Origin of the sequence: Leptospira selangorensis (assembly GCF_004769405.1) — a bacterium.
Taxonomy (GTDB): domain Bacteria; phylum Spirochaetota; class Leptospiria; order Leptospirales; family Leptospiraceae; genus Leptospira_B; species Leptospira_B selangorensis.
This window is the reverse complement of sequence record NZ_RQES01000005.1, coordinates 277,402-298,904: the sequence shown is the minus strand read 5'-3', so window position 1 is coordinate 298,904 and position 21,503 is coordinate 277,402. Positions and strand designations below refer to the sequence as shown.

19 protein-coding genes are annotated in these 21,503 nt (G+C 39.4%); 8 read left to right on the top strand and 11 right to left on the bottom strand.

From position 1 onward, the window contains the following. Positions 1–35 precede the first annotated feature (35 nt). Together EHO58_RS02995 and EHO58_RS02990 are read left to right on the top strand one after the other, a co-directional pair. Complete coding sequence (locus tag EHO58_RS02995; protein WP_244241045.1) at positions 36–2,162, top strand: histidine kinase dimerization/phosphoacceptor domain -containing protein; 2,127 nt, start codon at positions 36–38, stop codon at positions 2,160–2,162. A gap of 45 nt (positions 2,163–2,207) precedes the next feature. Beyond that, positions 2,208–2,834, top strand: a complete 627-nt coding sequence (locus EHO58_RS02990; protein ID WP_135678532.1) for a TetR/AcrR family transcriptional regulator — start codon at positions 2,208–2,210, stop codon at positions 2,832–2,834. 7 nt (positions 2,835–2,841) lie between these two features. On the opposite strand, the gene EHO58_RS02985 is transcribed toward EHO58_RS02990, so the two are convergent. Next, positions 2,842–3,771 (bottom strand): alpha/beta fold hydrolase, encoded by a 930-nt coding sequence (locus tag EHO58_RS02985; protein WP_244241044.1) that lies wholly within the window; start codon positions 3,769–3,771, stop codon positions 2,842–2,844. A 167-nt stretch (positions 3,772–3,938) separates the two neighbouring features. Between EHO58_RS02985 and EHO58_RS02980 the strand changes: the two genes are divergently transcribed. Beyond that, entirely contained in the window at positions 3,939–4,835 is an 897-nt protein-coding gene (locus tag EHO58_RS02980; RefSeq protein ID WP_135678530.1) for a hypothetical protein, read from the top strand. Positions 4,836–4,888: 53 nt separating this feature from the next. Here EHO58_RS02980 and EHO58_RS02975 read toward each other — a convergent pair whose 3' ends face one another. Together EHO58_RS02975 and prfA are read right to left on the bottom strand one after the other, a co-directional pair. Next, positions 4,889–6,391 carry an aminotransferase class I/II-fold pyridoxal phosphate-dependent enzyme gene (locus EHO58_RS02975; protein WP_135678528.1) on the bottom strand — a complete coding sequence of 501 codons (1,503 nt, stop codon included), beginning with the start codon at positions 6,389–6,391 and terminating at the stop codon, positions 4,889–4,891. A 77-nt stretch (positions 6,392–6,468) separates the two neighbouring features. Then, on the bottom strand, positions 6,469–7,533 hold the full coding sequence (gene prfA / locus EHO58_RS02970) for a peptide chain release factor 1 (RefSeq protein ID WP_135678526.1): 1,065 nt from the start codon (positions 7,531–7,533) through the stop codon (positions 6,469–6,471). Between the two features lie 40 nt (positions 7,534–7,573). On the opposite strand from prfA, the gene EHO58_RS02965 reads away from it, so the two are divergent. Both EHO58_RS02965 and EHO58_RS02960 read left to right on the top strand, forming a co-directional pair. Beyond that, positions 7,574–8,197, top strand: coding sequence for a hypothetical protein (locus EHO58_RS02965; protein ID WP_135627804.1), 624 nt, complete (start codon positions 7,574–7,576; stop codon positions 8,195–8,197). Positions 8,198–8,220: 23 nt separating this feature from the next. Further along, positions 8,221–9,321, top strand: a complete 1,101-nt coding sequence (locus EHO58_RS02960; protein ID WP_135678524.1) for a hypothetical protein — start codon at positions 8,221–8,223, stop codon at positions 9,319–9,321. A 4-nt stretch (positions 9,322–9,325) separates the two neighbouring features. Here the strand turns inward: EHO58_RS02960 and EHO58_RS02955 are convergent, their stop codons facing one another. The 6 genes from EHO58_RS02955 to EHO58_RS02930 form a co-directional block, all read right to left on the bottom strand. Further along, the gene (locus EHO58_RS02955) at positions 9,326–10,366 is read right to left on the bottom strand and encodes a carbon-nitrogen hydrolase family protein (RefSeq protein WP_135678522.1); all 1,041 of its coding nucleotides are present in this window, start codon (positions 10,364–10,366) and stop codon (positions 9,326–9,328) included. Continuing rightward, positions 10,363–10,830: an NUDIX hydrolase gene (locus tag EHO58_RS02950; RefSeq protein ID WP_135678520.1), complete on the bottom strand. Its 468-nt coding sequence runs from the start codon at positions 10,828–10,830 to the stop codon at positions 10,363–10,365. Before EHO58_RS02950 ends, EHO58_RS02955 begins: the two co-directional genes overlap by 4 nt. A gap of 30 nt (positions 10,831–10,860) precedes the next feature. Then, positions 10,861–12,384 (bottom strand): alcohol dehydrogenase catalytic domain-containing protein, encoded by a 1,524-nt coding sequence (locus tag EHO58_RS02945; protein ID WP_135678518.1) that lies wholly within the window; start codon positions 12,382–12,384, stop codon positions 10,861–10,863. Then, the gene (locus EHO58_RS02940) at positions 12,385–13,047 is read right to left on the bottom strand and encodes a rhomboid family intramembrane serine protease (protein WP_135678516.1); all 663 of its coding nucleotides are present in this window, start codon (positions 13,045–13,047) and stop codon (positions 12,385–12,387) included. Then, positions 13,044–13,733 carry a TetR/AcrR family transcriptional regulator gene (locus EHO58_RS02935; RefSeq protein WP_135678514.1) on the bottom strand — a complete coding sequence of 230 codons (690 nt, stop codon included), beginning with the start codon at positions 13,731–13,733 and terminating at the stop codon, positions 13,044–13,046. The genes EHO58_RS02940 and EHO58_RS02935 overlap by 4 nt, the downstream gene beginning before the upstream one ends. Before the next feature lie 68 nt (positions 13,734–13,801). Next, a complete protein-coding gene (locus EHO58_RS02930) occupies positions 13,802–14,698 on the bottom strand; it encodes a fructosamine kinase family protein (RefSeq protein ID WP_135679096.1) in 897 nt (298 codons plus the stop codon). A 115-nt stretch (positions 14,699–14,813) separates the two neighbouring features. On the opposite strand from EHO58_RS02930, the gene EHO58_RS02925 reads away from it, so the two are divergent. Further along, positions 14,814–15,746: a glycosyl hydrolase family 18 protein gene (locus EHO58_RS02925; RefSeq protein ID WP_135678512.1), complete on the top strand. Its 933-nt coding sequence runs from the start codon at positions 14,814–14,816 to the stop codon at positions 15,744–15,746. A 4-nt stretch (positions 15,747–15,750) separates the two neighbouring features. Here EHO58_RS02925 and EHO58_RS02920 read toward each other — a convergent pair whose 3' ends face one another. Then, positions 15,751–16,467, bottom strand: coding sequence for a hypothetical protein (locus tag EHO58_RS02920; protein ID WP_135678510.1), 717 nt, complete (start codon positions 16,465–16,467; stop codon positions 15,751–15,753). Positions 16,468–16,625: 158 nt separating this feature from the next. On the opposite strand from EHO58_RS02920, the gene EHO58_RS02915 reads away from it, so the two are divergent. Further along, on the top strand, positions 16,626–17,741 hold the full coding sequence (locus tag EHO58_RS02915; RefSeq protein ID WP_135678508.1) for a FecR family protein: 1,116 nt from the start codon (positions 16,626–16,628) through the stop codon (positions 17,739–17,741). Positions 17,742–17,837: 96 nt separating this feature from the next. Continuing rightward, positions 17,838–19,001: a formate-dependent phosphoribosylglycinamide formyltransferase gene (purT, locus tag EHO58_RS02910; protein ID WP_135678506.1), complete on the top strand. Its 1,164-nt coding sequence runs from the start codon at positions 17,838–17,840 to the stop codon at positions 18,999–19,001. 14 nt (positions 19,002–19,015) lie between these two features. Here purT and EHO58_RS02905 read toward each other — a convergent pair whose 3' ends face one another. Beyond that, on the bottom strand, positions 19,016–21,436 hold the full coding sequence (locus EHO58_RS02905; protein ID WP_135678504.1) for a 1-acyl-sn-glycerol-3-phosphate acyltransferase: 2,421 nt from the start codon (positions 21,434–21,436) through the stop codon (positions 19,016–19,018). Positions 21,437–21,503: the final 67 nt, after the last annotated feature.

Here is a 21,503-nt window from a genome sequence, read left to right as displayed (position 1 = left end):
ATCCTAAAAGCGAAATGAATAAGATTCTAAGATTAATGTTATCTCGATCCCTAAAATTCGTTCAAACTGCCGCTAAATTTCTTCTGGTAGCTTCCGTTTATTTTCTCTTGGGAAAATTCGGAGAATCCTTCGGGACTTTTTCGGATTACGCCTCTCCTATTTGGCCTGCATCCGGTTGGGGATTGATCACTCCTTTATTATTCGGAAGAGTTTCTTATTTCGGGATTTTTACAGGTTCCTTTTTATACAACTGCCAGATACGACATGAAGATATTCCGGGACAAGATCTAAGCATTTATTTTGGGGCCGCAGTACTCATCGCTATTGGAAGCACATTACAATCTTTCACAGGAGCCTATTTATATAAAAAGTTCGTTCCTGATCTAGATCTTACAAAGAACACTTCTTTCGTTCTTAGATTTCTTTGGATAGAAACATTAGTTTGTATTATCGCAGCAACGATCGCGTGTTCCGGACTTCTACTCTTAAATATCCTGGATTTAAATTCGCTTTTTCCTACTTGGATCACTTGGTGGATGGGAGATTCTTTAGGGGTATTCGTATACTTTCCGTTTTTCTTAAGTTGGTTAGGACCAAGGGTTGCAAGATTCCAAGTACATTCTTGGAAAGAAAGTGTGGGACTCGTCTCCTTCTTAATTTTATTAGGTGGGGGAATATTCTACTTCTTTAGTATCAATCAGATACCGGCATATTTCCCACTCTCTTATCTTTTGATCGCTGTTATCTCACTTGTTTCTCTTAGATTCGGAGGAAGAGAATCTTCTTTAGTACTCATCATAGTTTCAATAATATCTATCTTAGGAACGGCACAAGGAGATTCGTATAATTTCCCTGCTTCCAAAGAAGTGTCCCTTCTTCTTTTGCAAAGTTTTCTTTCTGCGATCTCGGTCGCTTCCCTTCTCGCCTTATCAGTAATAAGGGAAAGAGTAGATGCGCAAGATGAGATCTATCTCTCCCATAAAAGATTAGAAGATCTGGTTGCAGAAAGGACACAAGAACTAGATCGATCATATCGATTTTTAGGAGCAAGTGAAGCAATCTATAAAGGTTTATTCGAAAACGTTCCGATCGCAATTTTAGAATGTGATTACTCTGAAGTACGAAGAATGTTGGGCGAAGTACCTAAGATGTCTACAAAGGAATTCGCTAAATTCCTGAAGACGAATCCTAAATTCGTTTCGGAATGTTATGAAACAGTAAGTGTAGTAGACGCAAATAAGGAATCCGTTCGATTATTTGAAGCAAGTTCAAAGGAAGAAGTCCTATTTCTCGCCAGAAATTTTTTCAGAAAGGGAAATGATCATTATTTCAAAAAACTTCTGACCAGAATTCGTTTTGGAGCAAGAGTACTTCATACGGAAACTACATTATCCACATGTAACGGAAAACAAATCGAAGCATCCATTCGTTGGTCCTTAGCACCGGAATTTGAAGATTCATTCTCTTCTACCATTATTACTGTCACAGAGATCACTGACAAAAAGCAGGCAGAGAGACAGCTAAAATCTTCCTTAAAAGAAAAGGAAGTGATGTTGAAAGAGATCCATCACAGAGTAAAAAACAATCTGCAAGTGATCTCCAGTTTATTCAATCTTCAGTCGGAATACGAAAACGATCCTAAAATCCACGAGGCATTTACAGAAAGCCAAAACAGGATCCAAACCATGGCGCTGATCCATGATGAGTTGTACCAATCCAATGATTTGGGAAATGTAGAATTTTCAGGATATTCCAAAAGGCTTGCGGAGAAGATCAGGTCCGCCTATAAAATCGGAGCGGAAACAAGAGTGGATGTGATATCAAATCCTATCCATTTAGAGATCAGTATCGCAATTCCGCTCGGACTTGCATTAAATGAATTACTCACAAATTCTTTTAAATACGCATTCCCTCATAATTTTTCTCCTACGGATGAAAGACCAAAGATCCAAGTCAGACTCCAGAAAAAGGAAAATGTAGTAATTTTAGAAGTTTCAGACAACGGGGTCGGTTTACCTAACGAATTGAATCCGATCGCAACTCATTCTTTCGGCCTAACCTTGGTCCAAGTCCTGACAAAACAGCTAAAGGGAAAATTGGATTTTTCCAGTTCAAAAGATCATGGAGCCAGTTTCCAAATCCGTTTTGAACTTCCGAATTAGGAAAATTCCTTGCGAACTAGTTCTCCAAATCGGAGTAAGGAGAACATGAGAACAAAGCCTCCTAGTCCGATCGCCAACAGGGCGGAAGCAAGAAGAGAACAAATCCTAGAAGCGGCACTAGACGTATTCTCCGAAAAAGGATATCATGAGGCGGGGATCGCAGACATAGCCGGAAAATTAAATATAGGCCATGGGACCTGTTATCGTTATTTTAAAAATAAATTAGATATCTTACATGCGTTAGTAGACCGGATCCTTCTAGGACTATTAGAAGTGGTTCGTAAAGAAAGTCCCGAAAAATCAAACTCAATCGAAGAATACAGAAACCAGATCAAGAATATCGGCTGGGAATTATTTCAACTTTTCAGCAAAGACCCAAGACAGGCAAAGATCGTTTTTTTCGAAGCAATGGCTTTGGATGAAACTGTAAAAAGAAAAGTGCAGCTTGGGATTGATAAAAGCGCCAGGCTCACAGAGTTGTATCTGAAGAACGGTGTGAAAAAAGGATTTTTAAGAAGAGAATTGGATACTCGTATCGCATCTCAAGCAGTCAATGCGATGATGTTTGAAGGGATACGGATCAATTTATCTTCAAAAGTGGATTCTAAATTTGCAAAACGTTGGCTGGAAGAAATGCCCACCCTTATGTTAGAAGGAATGGGCAAACGTTAGTTACTTTTTATAAAGTAAGGAACTGCACTAGGTCTTTTGCGGTAATATCAGGAATTTCTTCCATAGGAATATGACCCGCTCCTTCGTAGGAAATGAACTTAGAATTCTGAAGATCCTTAGTCCAGTTTTGTGCGTATTCCAATTTTAACCAATGATCTTCCTTGCCCCACATGATCAATGTAGGAGTTCTTACAGACTTAATCCCTTCTGAAATTTTAGGGTCAGTGAACTTCTCTCTAGCAGTTCTGAAAAAATAATTATAAGCCTGCCTATTTCCTTCTCTTCTGGAAAGATCCACGTATCTTGTTTTAATCTCCGGAGTAATTTTAGAAGGATCTCCGTAGACCTCATCTACACTTTTTTCTACCATAAAACTTGGAAGCATATGTCGTGCAAAAGGACTTACGATCGGGTTACTCCCTAAAGCGATCATAGGAGGCATAGGCTGCGCGTATCCGGCCGCATCTATCAATACCAATTTTTGGACTTTATTAGGATATTTTAATACGTAATTCCAAGTGATATAACCTCCCATAGAATTCCCTACCAGATAGAAAGAATCTATTTTTAGATATTCCAGGAATTGGTTTAGTACTTCTACACCTTCTTCCAGATTTAACTTTTCTAAATCTTCAGGAGGACCTGTAAGTCCATGGCCTGGAAGATCAATGCGGATCACTCTATAACGAGACTTTAATAATTCTGCCCAAGCATCCCAAGTATGCAAAGAAGAGCATACCCCATGTAATAGAATAATTACAGGACCTTGACCCTCGTCCCTGTAATGGATATTCAGATCCCCAACCTGCACGAACTTGGATTCTGAGTTCGCATATTTCGTTTTCAAATCCTCTAAGGAATCGGAACCGACCCCTAAAAATCTACAATCAAGTAGAATGATGAGAAGTAACATTAAGCTTATTATTGTTCTTTTCATAATTTCCCTGTTTAATGAAAATTCCCACCCAATCGGAATGACAGATACGTCATTCCAATCCCAAAGTAAAACACGTTTTTCTTTGAAATTTTTAAGTTTCCCCTATTGACAAAAACTGAATGACGTGTCATTCTTATATTCAATTAAGGTGAGGAGTTTAGAATCCAATGGTTCAAGTGGATGTTTTTTGGGCCTACGGCCTGGGAGCCGGTTATGCAATGGCCGCAGCTCGCCAAATTAAAAAATTGCAGGCAGGAGAAACCACAGCAGGTTCTCTCCCTTCCATCAAAAAAGAAGAGAAAGGTAAGGTCCCATTTTGGAAGAATACCTACTTCATCTCGAATCTTCTTTATCTAGGTTTATTATTCGCTCCATCAGGTTTGTATCTTGTCTGGCAGTTTACTAGTTGGGAAACAATGCATGCTGGAGATAAGACAATGCCTGGTTGGCTTGTGGCTTTATTCGGTTTAACGAATATTTCCCAAGGGATCTTAGGTTTCTGGGTAGTCTGGAAATTGATCGAAGCAGGAAAAAATTTCTTAGCTTATCTACAAGTTCCTGCAGGATATTTTGGAATGTTCTTCATCTTAGTTCATGGATGGGACGGAACCGGTTATAAAAGATTTTTTTCAGAGTCTGTAGAACAATTCCATACATGGACCTGGGGAACCGCAATCAACTGGTTAACGTCGGATGTAGCGATCACATTGTATGTAATGGGCGTGATCCTAATTCCAGTTCTGATCGTTTCACTTCTAAAGATCGAAAAAGAAGGTTGGGAATTAGGAGGCGCCGGAGAATTTTCAGTCAGAAAATCTCCTTCCGGCTTTGCTTCTACAATTGCGTTTTTAGCAACTGTGTTTGTAGGTGCGTTGGGATTTGCAATAATCTCCAGCGTGATCATTCATCAACTGGGTTGGACACTCGGGGCTATCGTTTCCGCCCTAGTGATTTATACTTTAGGAATTTCTAAATTTGGGTTATTCCAAATCTTCTATAAAAGTGTATTACAATCGGAAATTAAAACTGGTGGCAAACTACAAAATATTCGTTCTGCGGCATAAATTGTCCGACGATTGTCTTCTTTAGAACCGTTCAAATTTTTGGCTCTGGCGGATTAATCCCCCAGAGCTTTTTTGTATTCTGCAATTAAAAGATCCGGATTTTCTCTTCCGATAGAAATTCTGATAAGACTTGGATCTAATCCTACTTCTTTCAAAAATCCTCTTCCAGCTTCCGTAGAAACTAATTCATAATGAGCCAGGTACATGTACAACATGTTCAGAGTGAATTCTGTTCCGAAACTTGGCCCCTTTAACAATCTTAAAGAATTGTAAAATGGTTCCAAAGGAACTCCAGGTTCGATCGTGATCACTCCACAATGCAGATCCTTATCCCTTGCAATCTTGGAAAAATTTCCGTGATTTTCTTCCGAACCACTCCAATGAACCGCTTTGATCTTAGGATGATTTGAGAAGAAGTTTGCAAGTTTAGCTGCATTCTTTCCTATCTCTTTAACTCTTTCCATATAACCTTCCAACTCGAAGGCCATACGTTCGCAATCTCTGATATAAGGAATTTCTATAAATTCAGGAGAATCTTTTTTCAACTTCTCAAAATATGCAGAAGAAGGATTCAAAAATAAAGCGCCCATCATCACGTCTGCATGTCCGGATGCAAACTTTGTCAAACTCTCGACGATCACATCCGCGTATGGAGAAAGATCCACAACTGCAGAACCCGCCACGGAAATATCGGCTACTAATGGAATTCCATATTTTTCCAAAAGTTTTTTGAGTTCAGGATAATCAGGAACTTGGATGAGAGGATTTGTAGGGGATTCAGTAAGGATTGCGGCTACTCTATGGCCTTCTTTAGAAAGGAATTCTTCCAATTCTTTTAGATCGACCACATCGTGGAATATATGAGAGCCTCTAGAATATTTTTCTAATATTCTAATATTATCTACGTATAACCATCCGAGTCTGAGCCAGATATCTTTTCCTTCTTTTGCACGAACTTTATCTAATGCTCTAAAAGCGGCATAAACCGCATTCATTCCGGAAGTTGCCAGATATACCTGTAGATTTTTGCCCGGATATAAAGCGGATAATGATGCTTCTACCGTTTCATAAGGTTTTTCTTTTCTGGATTCTTCTTTGTATATAGAATCGATAAGTCCTTTTTTAAATAAGTAATCTTCTGCCTTACGAGAAGATAATAAACATCCTGTATGTTGGATGAAGGACAATATTTTGGATTCGTTTTCCTTATGAGAAGGTACGGTTAAGGTAATAATACCTTCGTCCTCTATAATTCTTGTGCCTTCTACCTGGAAGAATGAAACGATATGATCAGCGGCTTTGCGGGAGTTTACAATAAATTGAGGGCCGTCGACTCCCTTAGTTTCTCTATTATAATCTAAAATTTTTTCTATATAAGCATGAGCTACAAAACGAGGATATCCCGCTTTTAATCTGGAAAGAGTTTCGGTTCTTTTTTCTTCGTATCCGATTACGTCGGCGACTTCCGGAAGGCTCATGGAAACCGCATGTATGTTTTCAAATGGTATTCTTTCCCCGCAGATCCTTCGATGCGGTTCTTCTATCTCTAGTATCATACTCTGATTACCATCGCAAAATTTTAGGCAGAAACATCAACTTTATTCGGTTGGACGAACAGAAGTCTAAAACGGTTCTAATTTGTCTGTGAATTTGCGAGGCGCTTGACTCTGTCTTCTTCTGTTAAGGCATTGATCAGGTCATCCAGATCTCCTTCCATTATAGCAGAAAGATTATGACTAGTAAATCCAATCCTATGATCCGTACATCTTCCTTGCGGAAAATTATAAGTTCGTATTCTTTCGGATCTGTCTCCTGAACCGACCATCTGTTTTTTTAGAGCATCTGCCGCGGCTTTCTTTTCTTCCGCCTGCTTTTCCAAGATCCTAGCACTCAAGATCCTCATCGCCTTTGCTTTGTTCTTGTGCTGGGATTTTTCATCCTGGCATGCAACTGCGATCCCGGTCGGAATGTGAGTGATACGAACTGCAGAGTCAGTGGTGTTAACGTGCTGACCACCGGATCCGGAAGAACGATACACATCCACTCTCAGATCGTTTTCATTAATATTGATCTCGGACTCTTCTGCTTCCGGCAAAACTGCGACGGTCACAGCACTTGTATGGATCCTTCCTCCGGATTCGGTTGCAGGGATTCTTTGCACTCTATGAGTTCCTGCTTCGAATTTGAAAAGATCGTAAGCCTTATCATTTTCCATCGCAAAGATGATCTCTTTTAATCCGCCTATCCCAGTAGGAGAAGAATCTATGATCTCATGACGGATGCCTTGTTTATCCGCATACTTGGTGTACATTCTGAACAGGTCGGAAACGAATAGTCCTGCTTCTTCTCCGCCGGTTCCTGCTCGTATCTCGAGTAATATATTTTTGCCTGAATTCGGATCCGGAGGAAGAAGTAGGATTTCCAACTCCTTCTCTAAACTTTCGATCCTTTCTTCCGCTTCTTTGCGCTCTTCTTCGTACATGGAGCGCATATCCCCGTCTTTTTCGGTTTTTAAAAGTTCTTCAGCGTCTTTTTTGTTCTGAATTAATTTTTGGTATTCGGTAATTTTATCGAATAAGGGAGTGAGTCGGGAACGTTCCTTATAAAGTCGTTTTAAATCATCCGGATTGGACGCAGTTGTGAGTTCGTCCGATATTTTGAGGTATTTTTGTTGTATTTTTTCTAGTCTGTCTAACATAGAAACCGTATCCCATTGCCTTGGTACCTTACTCCTCTACATGGAAAACTACAATTCGATTCTTTCAGCAGTTTCCGATCAGATACTGAATCTTTTATCCGGTCTTCATTCTTATCGTAGCCCCTATGCTAAGACCATAGGATCGCCAGATGAGCTCATCCAAGAGCTGACCCAAAAATCTTCTCTCCAAACCGGAGCGGCGAGCGCGGCTCTTGCCCTCCCCCAAGGACGTTTGGGACTTGTTACATTGGCTCCCGAAATTATTCTAGTCTTAAGGCTCCAAGGTAAATTGGTAAAAGACATCGCCGCTTTATACGGAAAAGAGCATCAGGTGACACCGGAACTTATGGCTTATTGTTTATTCAATGACAAGACCTCATTTTTCAGGAATGTTCTTAAAGATGCCGGTGCTAGGGTCTTGATCCGACCTATAGCTTGGAAACTTCTACAAGAAGCAACTTATCAGATCGCAAAGGGTCTCATCAAAGGGAAGAAGTTTGCAAAACCTAAAAACGGATTTTGGCTTCCGATTTTTGGATCCTTACTTTCTGGAGGATATTCCTTTTTGGAAACTCGTAATGTTGCTTCCAGAGCTCAGAAATTATTTTCTAAAGATATTATTAGCGTCCAATCGGACGAGCCTTGGGCTGAGGAAACTGCCTGAACTCAAAATCTAAGTTCTATCAAATGATCAGAGTCTTATCTTTCTTATTATTAGTTTTCCTTTCCTGGAATTGCAAAAGTAAACAGGAAAGTTTAATAGAAGAGATCCAAGAGTTGCTGGAAGAGCAAAGTTATGAAAAAGCTTCCGGTATGTTAAAGGATTATCTGGTAAAACCTAAATCCGATGACGAAGTCCTTTCTTCCGAAAAACCGGAAACTCCCAGAATAGTCGAACTCTCGTATGACAGAAAAAGATTAATCTATTTAGAAGATAGTAAACTAAATTGGAGAGATGCAAGCGATGGATCCAACGGTTCCAAAAGTTTGGACGAAGTTCCAGCTTCTCTTGCAGTTTCCTTAAACGCAAACTTTGCGTTAGCGGAATATCCGATGACAAACGGTTGTCGTTTATTTGCTATATCATTAAAAAATAATGATCTTTTGTACGAATCAGGCGCGCAGATCTCTTGTAGGAATAGAGGTGGGATCTCAGACGACGGTTCCAAAATTTACTACTTTGTAGATAACCAACTCTATGAAGAAAAAACCATAGAACCTAGAACTCCTAAACTGATTGTCTCTAAAGAAAAGATCGTTCCACCTTTTGCAGGACTCAAGGCTAGATTCTATTTATATCCGATTGGAAAAGATTTTTTACTCTTCTCCGGAAATGCAGGCTCTTACTATTTATATTATTTCCAACCTGAAAAAAAATCAGTGGAAAAGATAGACCAAGAAGTCATCAGCCCATTGATCTATTACGGCACCGGAGACTCTGCGTACTATCTGGGCGGCTCCATCGGTAGACTTCATTTAAGAAGATTACAACTCGGAAAAGGTAAACCTTCTAGTAGTAAATTATTTACGATCAGCAGAAAAGAGATCAATCCTTGGAAACTTCCGGGTAAAAACGAATTTGTTTCCAACTATTCAGGCAAAGTACATCTTTGGGGACCTTCTCGCAAAAGCCAAGTTTTGCCTATACTTTGCGAAAGGATCTGGCTTGTGGATCAAAACAAAGTTCTTTGCGAAAATGAAAAAGGTGGATTGTATCTAACCAATTTGGATTTTCCGGAAGAAGACTGGAAAATCCTCAAATTGTACGAAGAAGCAAGAGACAAATAATTTTTTAGAAAAAGATATTGATGATCAGATTTCCCTTTTGGCCTTCTATCGGCTCCGGGGATCCATAACGTGTCTTTGCAAAACTTTTTGCTGGAAATTCTTGGTTCCAAACTTTTCCGGAAAACTGAACTTGTCCGCTGGATTCAAAGGAAGAATTTTTAATCCATTCTCTAAACTTGCCTTCGTCTTCTTGAGAACCAAGTCCGATCAATTTGCTTACATAAGTTTTTTTAACAATCTCTTCCATTTGAGGAGATTTTAGATCTTCCGTGAATAAGATCCCCAATCTACCTGAAGACAGATTTGCTACCCAGACTTCGGGAAGAATTTCTTTTTCGGAACCTGCAATTTGTGCGGCTTCTGATTTTTGATTGGAAGTTCTAAGTAAAGAACCTTCTACAAACTTTCCGGAAGAATCGAATATATATGCTCTTTCTTGCCATTCACCTGGTTTGATAGAAAGTTTTCCTTCCTTCACTTCAGGAGAAGGTAAACAAATCGATCCTGCTAAAATGGAAACCCCATACATCTTTGCCAGGTCTCCAAAAATCCTTTCGTATCTTTCCTTAGAATCTTGAGCAATCGTAAAAGATACTGCTTCTCCATCCAATATGTGGGAGAAGTTTTTAATAGAAATCCTTTGGAAGAATAATGCCCAGTTCCAAGCAGAGTCGATATTCTCCGAATCCAAAAGTTCCTTTCTGGAATCCATTAGGAAAAAGTAATTTCCGATCTCGGGAGGAAATGCAACGATCGTGGAATTTTGTAACCAACCTTTTTCTTTTGCAAGAGCGAGAGGTTCTTCTAACCAAGCTCTGAATCTATCTTCTCTAGTAAAATATTCTGGTTTGAATTCCAACTGAACGATAAGTAAATTTCCGGACCTTCTATCCCAACCTAAGGAAACGGATTTGGTTTCTTTTTTAGAGATCCTTTTTTGGAAATCTTCTTCACTTAAAGAAACTCCGGAGAGAAGCCATCCGATAAATGCGAAGATCGGAACTAAAACTAAAGACGCAAGTGCATTCCTGACGAACGGGCTCATACCAACCAACCTTTAGGATTTAATTTACCATCAGGTATCTGGGGAACATATTCTTTTTGGTACAATTGCAGAGCATCCAACATGTATTCGAAAAATAAAGGTTTAGGATCGTAAGTCGCAGCATCCACCCAAGAAATATAATCATGCTCATCTGAAAGAGTAATCTCTCCTGATACAAATTCTCCATGATAAGCTACAATCACACATGGATGATTTCCATCGCTGACCCTATGTTTATGGATTAGGATGGGCCGTGGGTGGATCTTGATCTCACAAGCTTCTCCCATTTCTTCTTTTAATTCTCTGGACAAACTTTCCAACCAATCTCCGTAAAATTCGTCCTCGTTCATCCTTCCGCCGGGAAGATCCCCGAATCCGGATTTGCGGTCTCTAAGAATGAGAAGTTCTTTTCCTTTTCGCAAAAAAACCTTTTGTGTGATTTGAAAAAAACCGTGTTTGCTCAAAGCCGTCCTCGCAAGTCACTAAATACTCGCTCAGGAAGCTTTATGCCTGACAACCACTTTTATATTCTCCGGTTTTCTTGCGTCTGTATACGCTTCCGGGATTGATCCGGAATCGAATTCTTTGCTAATCAAATTTTCAGAAACGGATTTTATAAATCCAGGCTCGGATGCAAGAAGCTCTCTGGTCCGAACAAAGTCCCCACATCTACTTGTGCTCAAAATTCCGCCTCTTGTAATCCAATCTAAAAACAAATTGGATTCCCGCTCTGCAGATTTCGAAACGAGAATAAAACCTCTTGGTCGAACCAAGGATTTTTCTTCCTTTGCATCAGGGCGGATCACTAAGTCCAGTTCCGAAGAAGAATCTACGATTGCAAAATCGAATCGTGGCAAAGCACCTGCGAATTCTTTAGATCCTAAAAACTTGGTTCCTTCTTCGATTGAACCTATAAAGATCTTAATTTTATCCTTCTTTTCCAGATTAGCTAATAGTTCCTTTTCTTCTTTGTTTAAGGAAAGAGAAGAAGAAACAAAAACCCATGCCGGCGAGATCGTTTCAATTCCCCAGACCAATTCTGAAAAATCGGATCTTAGATTTGTAATAGAAATCTCATCCACTACTAGCTCAGTCAGATGTGTAATTCCGAGAGATGCCTGACCATTCGTAGTCTTTCTATGAATTTCTTTTTGGGTAAGATGAATACTAGTTTCCAATCCGGAAATAGAACCGGTGGTATCGAATACTAGATCAAAAGAATGTTTGTAATCGGACCAAGACGCAGTTGTAGGAGCTATTACATTCTTCTCGAATAAAAGACCTTCTTTAATATCAGTTTCTCCCAAATTGGAAAAGTATAAAACCTGATCTGCACCCATTCTCAAAGATAGATCCGCTAAGTTTTGGTGCCGAATGAAAGAAACGATTTCGTAGTTTAGATTATTTCTTTTTCGATATAGATCTAAAGCAGCTATCACTAAAGAGCCTAAACGCCTTGGGCCTAAAACTGCGATCTTTTTGAAATCTGATCCGGCCCGATCAATAGAAACTTCTACACCATGCAAAGAAGCAGCGAACGGTTCTAATAGAACTGCTTCCATATCTTCTAATTGTTTTGTTTCTACCAAGTTCCCTTTAGGTGCGAGTATATAAGGCCCGAATCCCCCAGGCAAACGATCTATTCCCAAAACCATTCTGGTTGGACTATGTGTTGGAATTCCAACTCGGCAAAAAGGATCCGCTTCTTCTCCTCTGGAAACTACTGTATCATTAATTTCTAATACGTATTTTTTTCCGGTAAGATAATCGGATGCGACTACTTCGTGACCGATGATCTGAGGCAGTGGAAATGGCAAAAATCTGCGATCCAAATCAGTGGAGCAGATCCCACAAAGTTCTGTTTTGAGAAGTCTATAACCTTTTCCGAGTTCTAAATAAGGAGAGGAATTTCGCAAAATCTGCCATCCGGATTCTTCCGAACCTTTCATTTCATAAACTGAATTAGAGAAAGAATCGTTAGAATTATATTCGTAAGCAGTAAATCGAACTTCTATCAATTATCTCGCCCCGACAAAAAATCCCAAGATTAAGAGTAAAACAACAAATACTAAGTTTAATGCAAATCCTGTATGTAGTTCTCGTTTGATCTTATTATTCAAAAAATATGCAGTGAATACTACTGAGATAAATCCGCCTAAATGAGCCCAATGTGCAACCTGGTCCCTAGAAAATAAATTGGTGATATCAGAGTATACCATAAGCCAAGCTACTGCGAAAACAGGAAAAGGATAACTTCTCTTTCTGACTCGAATAGAAAAAGGAGAAAGTAAAGCGGCTACTGCAGCGAGTCCGGACACAGCGCCTGACGCTCCGATAGCAGGTTGATTTTCTCCTAAAATCATTCCTCTTACAAAAGAATCCAAACCCCCGGAAACAAGAGCGCCCATAAAAAAGAACAGAAGCCATTTTACTTGGCCTACTTTGTATTCCACGATCCTTCCTAAAAAAAATAGAAAGATCATATTCCAAAACAAATGAGTGAAGTCTGCATGTAAGAAGACCATTCCGATCCATTTCCAAGGATAGAATTCTCCGGGACGACTAATGAAAAACGCGTTTATAATTTCTTCCGGAACGAATATAGTAAGAAATATTTGAGAAATAGTGATCAGAGCTACGATAAAAGCGGTTAAAGGAAATTCGAATAGAAAGGCCTTCATTTAGATCCTCTCTGGATATAATAATTCATATAAGCCTTAAGCATCGTTTTCAATTCTTGTAAGATCCCATCTGCGAGCGCACTATCTTGCCTTTCTCGTAGCCAGCGACTTAGAACGGAATCAGATACTTCTACCATGATCCTGGACATGACCATCATTTCCTCTTTTTTCTTCATCCAAGGAATGACCCCGAAAAATAGCTCCGCGATAAAATTGGCGATTGCTCTGTTATTCTCTCTATCTATAGCTACAAGTTCCGGATCTAAGTTTTTATTCGACCACATTGGTATAAACCCAGGTTCGGATTTATAAAGTTGAGCGAACGCATCTATGAGTTTATCTACTATATTTTCCCATTCCGCTTTGTTCGGAGGAGTATCCAGAAAGTTCAGGATCATTGAGTTCACTCTTTCCAAATGCCTTTGTCCAACAGCTTTTAGGATGGCATGTTTATTCGGAAAATATTGGTATAAGGAACCGATAGGTATCCCAGCTCTTTGAGCGATCAGGTTTGTAGTCAGACCATCTGTTCCGACTTCATCCAAAAGATCTGCGACTATATCCAGGATATACTGGACCCTCTCTATAGCTCTTTTTTGAGAAGGTGATTTTCTCAGATTTAACTTAGAGTTTTTCTCTTTTGGTTTAGAGGAAGTTTGCGTTTTCTTTTTTGCGATTTTGGGCAAAGAGTTATTCCCCGGTTCTAAGTCGGTTTCTTACTAAAGAACAGAAAACTTGGATTCTATCAAGAAAACTATTTCACGCCATAATAGCGAAGAATATGCCGGAGACTAGTCAGGTAAGAGGCTCCGAATAAATTGATATGAACAAGCACCGGATATAATTGCCAGAACTGGATCCTATCCTTCAAATTGCCGGGATCATCTAAGCCTGCAGTGGCCAGAATATCTTGCATCTCTTCCAAATTTAAAGGACTTCCGAATAATTGCAACATTGCAAGGTCTTGCTCCGGATGAGAATAAGCCACAGACGGATCTATCAAATAAGCGAAACCGTTCTTACCTTGCAAAACATTCCCGGACCAAAGATCTCCATGGACCATTCTAGGTTTTACATGATTCAATCCCCAATCTTCCGAAAACTTATCAAAGATCCCACGGATTGCCGATAAGTCTTTGTCTGTCAGAAGTTTTCGAGCTTGTGCAAGTTCAATCTGAGGTTTTAATCTTCTTTCCCAATAAAATTCACGGAAGGTGGAAAACCATCCGTTAGCTTGGTTGAGTGTTCCGATAAAGTTATCCTTCTTCCAACCCCAGGAACCGAATTCGTTTTTATATAAATTTTTTAAACTGGCAATTAGATCTTCTCTAAACCCGGCAGAAGAACCTGTTTGTACAAATTCCATTGCAAGAAGTGAAACTTTTCCTAGGTGAACAGTTCCTAGATATTCAGGCACCCTCACACCAAGTCTGCAAAGTTGCTCCAAACCTTCTGCCTCAGTCTCGGCCATTTCTTTTTTAGGAATGATCTTAATGGCAAGTTGAGAACCGTCAGGCAATCTTGCCTTATAGAGCTCGAATAAGCTGGTAGAATGATGGGTAATCTCCGCCCTTTTGGAGGAGGATAAAATACCAAGACGATCTAATCCGTCTCGGATCAATTCGCCCATTCCTGTATTCGTGATTGCCATCATTCGCATCCTACCTAATTTTTCGACCCTGGCTATGTATTTAAAATCGGAGAACAAACCTTCAGGATTGAAGAAAAATCAAGGATCGGTTTCCTTAATATTACAGGACGGATAAATGAAGATCTTTTCAAGACCCAGATCCATTTTTACCTACATCATTTGTTTTTCCCTATGTCCCTTATCGGCTCAGGAGAATACCTGGAAGTATACTATAAGTCAGGATCTAAGCTCCAAGCCGTCAACTTATTGGGAGAAGGTATTCAAACCCGGAACCAGCATTTGTTTTACAGGGAATTATATCGGAGCTAATGGAGAAGTTACCGGGGTTTCGGTACCTTCTGCTCTTCAAACAATTGGAAATAAGAATGAGATCCGGTGGTTTCCTCTCATTACTTTTAGATCAGAATCTGTTGGGAAGAAGGTCCTATCTTCTCCTCAACTCAGAAAGGCCCTCGTTCGAAATCTAGAATTCTATTTGGAGAATCATTCTTTCTATTCAGGCATTCATTTGGATTTTGAAGGTTTAGGACCGGAATACTCTTCTGATTATAAAGAGCTCTTGTTGGAACTCCAACCGGCTTTAAGGAAAAAAAGTAAACTTCTTACATTGGCTGTATTTCCGGCAGAAGGATTCGATCCTAAACTTTCCGGCTTTCACTCCGCAATTTACAAAAAGAATCTCGCAGATGAGATCGTGCTCATGGCTTACGATCTACATTCTACTAAAACTGCTCCGGGACCTGTGACCGAAATCAGTTGGGCAAAACGAAATATTGAATATCTTCTTAAAACTTACAAGCCGGAGCAGATTTGGTTTGGAATTCCTCTTTATGGCTATTATTGGAAGAAGGATGCAAAACGCCCTAAACTTCTAACCCAATCCTCTGACGAAAACTTCGTAATCCAAAACGGAAAAGAAAAGGACGGGATCTATCTGATCCATACGGACAAAGGAGAAGGCAGCCTAATTTTGGATCTTAAACTCTGGGAAGAATATGCAAAAAACATAAAATTAAAAGGACTGGCATTTTGGAGACTTGGGTTTTAGAATTTTATCTAAACCCGTAAACGATTTTTACTTTATAACTCTTCCCGTTTTCATCGTTAATATTACTGGTACCTTTGTACTCCATAATTCTTTTGGATTCTATATCATATACTAAATCAATCGGTTTCACGAACATGGAAAGAATAGTGCTCGCTATTTTCAGTCTTAGAAACATAGCGGGTTTACCTTTATATTCCCCTTCTTTTGTTTTTTCTACCGAGAAGAGGAACTTATCTCTTTCTGACGGAACTAAAAAATGAAAATTTATTTTTTTGCCGGACTTGAGTTCTTCCCAATGATCGATCACGAAATAATCAAAACCTCCATCTAAGGCGGATAAGTTCCCAGCCTCTATAACCTTCTCTTGGATTATATCTTCAAGTTTTCTGCGGACGAATAATTTAACCGAATTCCCGTTCTGTAACACGCCTCCTTCCAGATATCCGTCTCTATAATCCTCCAATTGAAATTCCGGAAGAGTTCTATTCTTTAGAAAATTGATCTTTTTCTTTGCGAAAATTTTTCCTTCCGGATCCTTATATAGGATAATAGAACTAACGTGTTTTCCATTTTCCCAAGTTTCCTCATGAAAATCCTTATACAGCAAATTGCCGGTTTCCAAATCGGTTGCAGTTCCGTTAAATCTAATTTTTCCCAGATCATTAGAGCCGAGAGGAAATACTAAAAACAGAAAGATAAGGAGGAAAATCGAGTTATACATATGGGTAAAACCTATTTACCGGAGAAAACTATTCTATAAAAACGAATTTTCAAAATTTTTGCAAAAACGTAAGTCTCAGTTTGTTACTTATAATTGGAAATATATTTTGTTCGTTCCAAATAGATCAGAACAATTCTATTTCCAGGCGGAATAAACAAATGAATCGAAAACTCTTTCTTCTGTTCCTAATTGTAACATTCATCGGATCTTCAAACTTCTGCTCTAAAATTCTAAACACTAAATCCAAACCAGGTTTAGTAGTCATATTCTTAACCGGAAAAGTTGAAGTAGAAAGAAATGGAAAACTCGTCTCTCTTTCTTTAGGAAGTGTCCTTCAAAAGAACGATACCATCAAAACGAATAGCGGGACCTTGGATCTTCAAACAAGCCTTGGCCATGTAATCCGTTTAAAACCTTATACAAATCTAAGCATTGAGTCTCTTCACGGAGATCTCTCGGAAGAAACTTCCCTCGCCGTTAGAACGGGACTTCTACTTGTAAAAACCAATAAATTAAGCCAGAAAGAGCAGTTCAAAATTTCGACTCCTACTGCTATCGCCGGAGTTCGAGGAACTGCTTTCTCCTTCGAAGTAGTTCAAGGTACACTTCCTAAGATCAAAGTTTATGAGGGAATGGTTGCCATGACCTTAAAGGCTCCGGTCAGTCAGGTAATCTCTGCGGATAAAATTTCAGAAAATCCAAACTACCAAAAACTCCAGAAATTATTGGAAGAAAACGAGATCGTGATCTCCGAGGAAGAAGAGGCGGAAGTTAAACCTGAATTCGACCAACTTGCTCAAACAATTTTGAATCAATTGGATGACGCTGCGATCGCGCAAAGTATTGAAAGTTTTAGAGACGATTTAGTTCGCACTGTCCAAAGAGGAAAATTCGAAAGAGATCCTAGAGAAAGTGCTGATCTGGAAACCTTAGTAAAAATAGACGAGGATCTGATCTCGGGTAGCTTAAACAACAAGTCCTTAACAAAAGAAATAGAGAAAGACCAAAGCGAAAAACTGAATATCGCCTTGGACAAAGTAGAGTCGATAGCAGGTTCCCAAAAACTGGACTCGGAAGAAGAGATCAAAAAATATTACAGCGTCTTAGAATCCATTCATAAACTGGACAAAACGGTTTTACACGGAGCTGTAGTAACTCAAGTAGGAAATACGATGTTGGTCCATTCCACCAAAGGGACCTTTCGTTTGGATGTCTCCGAAGTGGAATACATCAAATACAAAAACTTTGACGTGATCACTAAAAAGAAAAAGTAAACTCCTTAAGGCCGGTTTGTATTCAATGCAAATCGGCCAAGTCCTCATTTTTTCCTTTCCATTCTCCTTCCTCTTCGGAAATTCTTCCAAGAACCTATGAGAAAGAAAATACTTCTACTCGGCTCAGGTGAGCTTGGAAAAGAATTCGTAATCGCAGCCCAAAGATTAGGCCAATATGTAATTACGGTTGATAGTTATGACGGCGCACCCGCAATGCAGGTAGCTCATGAAAAAGAAGTCATCGATATGTTGGATGGGGACGCATTAGATAGAGTCGTTGCCAAACATAAACCCGATCTGATCGTTCCAGAAATTGAAGCAATTCGAACCGAAAGATTTTACGAATACGAAAAACAAGGCTACCAAGTAGTTCCAAGCGCTAAGGCTGCAAACTTTACGATGAACCGTAAAGCGATCAGAGACCTTGCTTCTCAAACCTTGGCTCTAAAAACAGCAAAGTATAAATATGCTTCTACCTTAGAAGGTTTGAAAGAGGCAATTTCAACCATAGGAATTCCTTGTGTTGTAAAACCTTTGATGTCTTCTTCCGGCAAAGGGCAATCCGTAATTAAAACCGAATCAGATATTGAACCGGCATGGATCGCTTCTCAAACTAAAGGAAGAACCGGTGCTTCCGAGATCATAGTCGAAGAATTTATCTCTTTCGAATCCGAGATCACTTTGTTAACCGTAACTCAAAAATCCGGAAGAACTTTGTTTTGTCCTCCGATCGGTCATAGACAGGAAAGAGGAGATTACCAAGAAAGTTGGCAACCTGCGGAGATCAGTGATTCTCAACTTAAGTCTGCTCAGGAAATGGCGGAGAAGGTCACTAAAGAGTTAGGCGGCGCAGGTATCTGGGGAGTAGAATTTTTCTTAACGAAGGATGATGTTTATTTTTCGGAACTTTCTCCAAGACCTCATGATACTGGAATGGTTACCTTAGCTGGAACTCAAAGTTTTAACGAATTCGAGTTACATGTTAGAACAGTTTTAGGTCTTCCAATTCCTGAAATTCTTTTAGTGAGAAAAGGAGCAAGCGCTGTAATTCTTGCTCAAACAGAAGGTCAGATCCCTAATATCCAAGGATTAGACAAGGCTTGCGAGATGCCTGAATCGGATCTTAGGATTTTTGGAAAACCGGTCACTAAAAAATACAGAAGGATGGGAGTGGCGCTTACTTATTCAGATAAGGATGAATCCATTTCTATGCTTCGCAAAAGAGCGGTATTGATCGCATCTAAGATCAAAGTGGATTAACGAAACCGACCCGACTAGGTCGGGTCCGGTACCATATTTCCGTAATACTGCAGAAGTTCAGGCTCTAATGCCTTGATCTGGCCGTTTTCTTTTTTGATAAACTTTCTGGAATTTAAAACCTTGAGTCCCCGATCTAAAATTTCAGAAACATCCTTGGTCAGATAATTTCCTTTTCTAGTCAGGATCATTTCTTCTATCATTTTATTTAGATCGGAAGAACTGATTTCTCCATCCGCTTCCATCAAAAGTTTTGCTACTATATGATTCGGAAGAATTTTATGATGGGCCTGCCAAGATCTGGAAATCTCCATAGAAATGGAAAGAGTAGGATCATCTTCTTGGATATATCTGGAAACAGGGATCGGTTCGCAAAGATCCATATACACTTCTGTTCTTTTGAATAAAAAATCCCTAAAAGAAAGATGGGTGTCCTTTCCTGCAAACTCCACATCTTCCGGAACATTCTCATAGGAAAGAACGATAGGAACTACGATCACTTCACTTCCAGTATGTTTAAATGCATCTACGGATGTGGAAAGAATTCCGGTTTTGATCGGAATGATCCCGCCGGTTCTAGATCTGGTTCCCTCAGGATATACCAATGTTGGAATTCCAGCTTCTAACATCATTGTAGAATATTGGGTCAAACATTCCAAATAGAGAAGATTTCGATTTCTTTTTCGATCCACCATGTAAGCACCCAAGGATTTTAAAACCCTGGCAAGTCCCGGTGTTCCCATTACTTTTTTATCAGCTGCATATCTTGGAACAGGAAGTCCAAGCCATCTTAAACCGAAAGCTACTTCGATAGAATCCAAATGAGATCTATGAGTCGGAGTATATAAGATATCGTATCTGGAAGCTAAAGCTTTGATCTCTTTTATATTACCTCCGATCTTAGGAAGTCCTCCTCCAGGTTTAAAACCACCTATTGCAAAACGTGCAGGAGCTACTAAATGAATAAGAGATTCTCTAAAAAGAGGACTGTATTCGTCCGCAATTTCAGAAACATAAAATTCTACTAAACGTTCCAAGTTTCTACTCTTTCCGTTTTCGTAGGCGGCTTCCGTTTCTTGCCATAACGCAATTTCTCGAGGAAGAAGCATTAGATCAGTTCCAGCTTCAGTCTCCACTGCTTCGGAATATCTTTTTTCCAAAGATTTGATCTGTAATCCGGATTGTTTTAAGATCCGATCTGACAATCCAGGTTGAGAATGAACATGTCGAAGCACCCTTCTTCTTAAAGCCTGTTGGAATTCCTTCCCGGATGCTAAAGACAGACCGAATCTTTTGCGAGCTGTTCTCGAAATATTTCTGATATCGTCGCTAGTAGATTTGGAAACGAATCGGATCATTTCCGTAGGAGAAACTTTTCTCGTAAGAACTTCGAAAAGAGTAGTAAAAAGTGGGAGTTCCACTTTTTTCTCTTCAGCCAGATCCAGAATGGTAGAAAGTGCATATGCTCCTTCTACATGTGTTTCACTCTGGCTCATTTCCTTTTGGATGAATTCTTTTGGATTTAAGAATAGTTCAATTCTTTCGAGTAAATTGGGAGAGTCTTCTCCGGAGATTAGTTTACGGATAAATCTTTGTCCATAAGCTCTGTTCCGACTGGATCGAGAAGTTGCAGTGGTAATCAGATCTGCCAACCCGAATTCCATCGCAGGTTTTATCGGAAGTTCTAATGCATTTAATAAAGTTAATATTTCCGAAAAACCTAAACTGATCAATTCACCTTCAAAATTGGATCCACATTCAGGGATTCCATTCACAAGACCACAGGCAATCGCGATCGGATTTTTCATCACTCCGAATAATTCTAAGGTCCTGATATCCTCAAAAGTTTTAATATGATTTCTAGGTCCTGAAAAAAGATCTTCCATGACTTCGGAAGCTTTTTCACCAGTAGATGCGATCGAGAAAAAACTATGTTTTCCTTTTGCCATCTCTGAAAGAAGATTAGGTCCAGCCACGGCAACATATTCCATGTTCAGACTTTCTTTCATCTCTCTGACCTTGATCACATAGTCCGAGAAAGTAATAGCATTTGTTTTTTTACGAGTAGAAGTGGAAACCAGACCTTTAGTAAAAGAAATGATCGTATGTTCTTCTTGTTCTGAAAGATAAGAAGAGATCTTATCGATCACATTTTCTTTTTGTCTGGAAGGAACTGCGATAACAATGACCCAAGAACCTTGTGATAAAAAATCGAAATCGTTTGTAACAATTATATTATCAGCAAGAGGAACAAATTCTTCCAATAATTCTGCGGACCTATCTTTTTGAAGTCGATCCGCCTTCTTCTTATCAAAGTACCAAAGAAAAAGTCTATCAGCTCTTTCGGCTAGGGATACAGAAAGATGAACTCCCATCGGCCCGCCTCCAAAGACGGCGATGTTTTTATGACGGACTCGAGTTTCTTCCAATTCGTTCATCTATTCATTCCAATTTTAATTTTTCTATCGGGATACTTTTCAATAAGACTAGAGGAAGAAAACCAAT

Bases quoted from the DNA above. Each gene is read 5' to 3' on its own strand.
- purT (WP_135678506.1), top strand. From the start codon at position 17,838: ATGAGAAAGAAAATACTTCTACTCGGCTCAGGTGAGCTTGGAAAAGAA.
- EHO58_RS02990 (WP_135678532.1), top strand. From the start codon at position 2,208: ATGAGAACAAAGCCTCCTAGTCCGATCGCCAACAGGGCGGAAGCAAGA.
- EHO58_RS02995 (WP_244241045.1), top strand. From the start codon at position 36: ATGTTATCTCGATCCCTAAAATTCGTTCAAACTGCCGCTAAATTTCTT.
- EHO58_RS02980 (WP_135678530.1), top strand. From the start codon at position 3,939: ATGGTTCAAGTGGATGTTTTTTGGGCCTACGGCCTGGGAGCCGGTTAT.
- EHO58_RS02940 (WP_135678516.1), bottom strand. From the start codon at position 13,047: ATGAAGGCCTTTCTATTCGAATTTCCTTTAACCGCTTTTATCGTAGCT.
- EHO58_RS02960 (WP_135678524.1), top strand. From the start codon at position 8,221: ATGATCAGAGTCTTATCTTTCTTATTATTAGTTTTCCTTTCCTGGAAT.
- EHO58_RS02905 (WP_135678504.1), bottom strand. From the start codon at position 21,436: ATGAACGAATTGGAAGAAACTCGAGTCCGTCATAAAAACATCGCCGTC.
- EHO58_RS02920 (WP_135678510.1), bottom strand. From the start codon at position 16,467: ATGTATAACTCGATTTTCCTCCTTATCTTTCTGTTTTTAGTATTTCCT.
- prfA (WP_135678526.1), bottom strand. From the start codon at position 7,533: ATGTTAGACAGACTAGAAAAAATACAACAAAAATACCTCAAAATATCG.
- EHO58_RS02915 (WP_135678508.1), top strand. From the start codon at position 16,626: ATGAATCGAAAACTCTTTCTTCTGTTCCTAATTGTAACATTCATCGGA.
- EHO58_RS02925 (WP_135678512.1), top strand. From the start codon at position 14,814: ATGAAGATCTTTTCAAGACCCAGATCCATTTTTACCTACATCATTTGT.
- EHO58_RS02930 (WP_135679096.1), bottom strand. From the start codon at position 14,698: ATGGCAATCACGAATACAGGAATGGGCGAATTGATCCGAGACGGATTA.
- EHO58_RS02955 (WP_135678522.1), bottom strand. From the start codon at position 10,366: ATGAGCCCGTTCGTCAGGAATGCACTTGCGTCTTTAGTTTTAGTTCCG.
- EHO58_RS02985 (WP_244241044.1), bottom strand. From the start codon at position 3,771: ATGAAAAGAACAATAATAAGCTTAATGTTACTTCTCATCATTCTACTT.
- EHO58_RS02975 (WP_135678528.1), bottom strand. From the start codon at position 6,391: ATGATACTAGAGATAGAAGAACCGCATCGAAGGATCTGCGGGGAAAGA.
- EHO58_RS02965 (WP_135627804.1), top strand. From the start codon at position 7,574: ATGGAAAACTACAATTCGATTCTTTCAGCAGTTTCCGATCAGATACTG.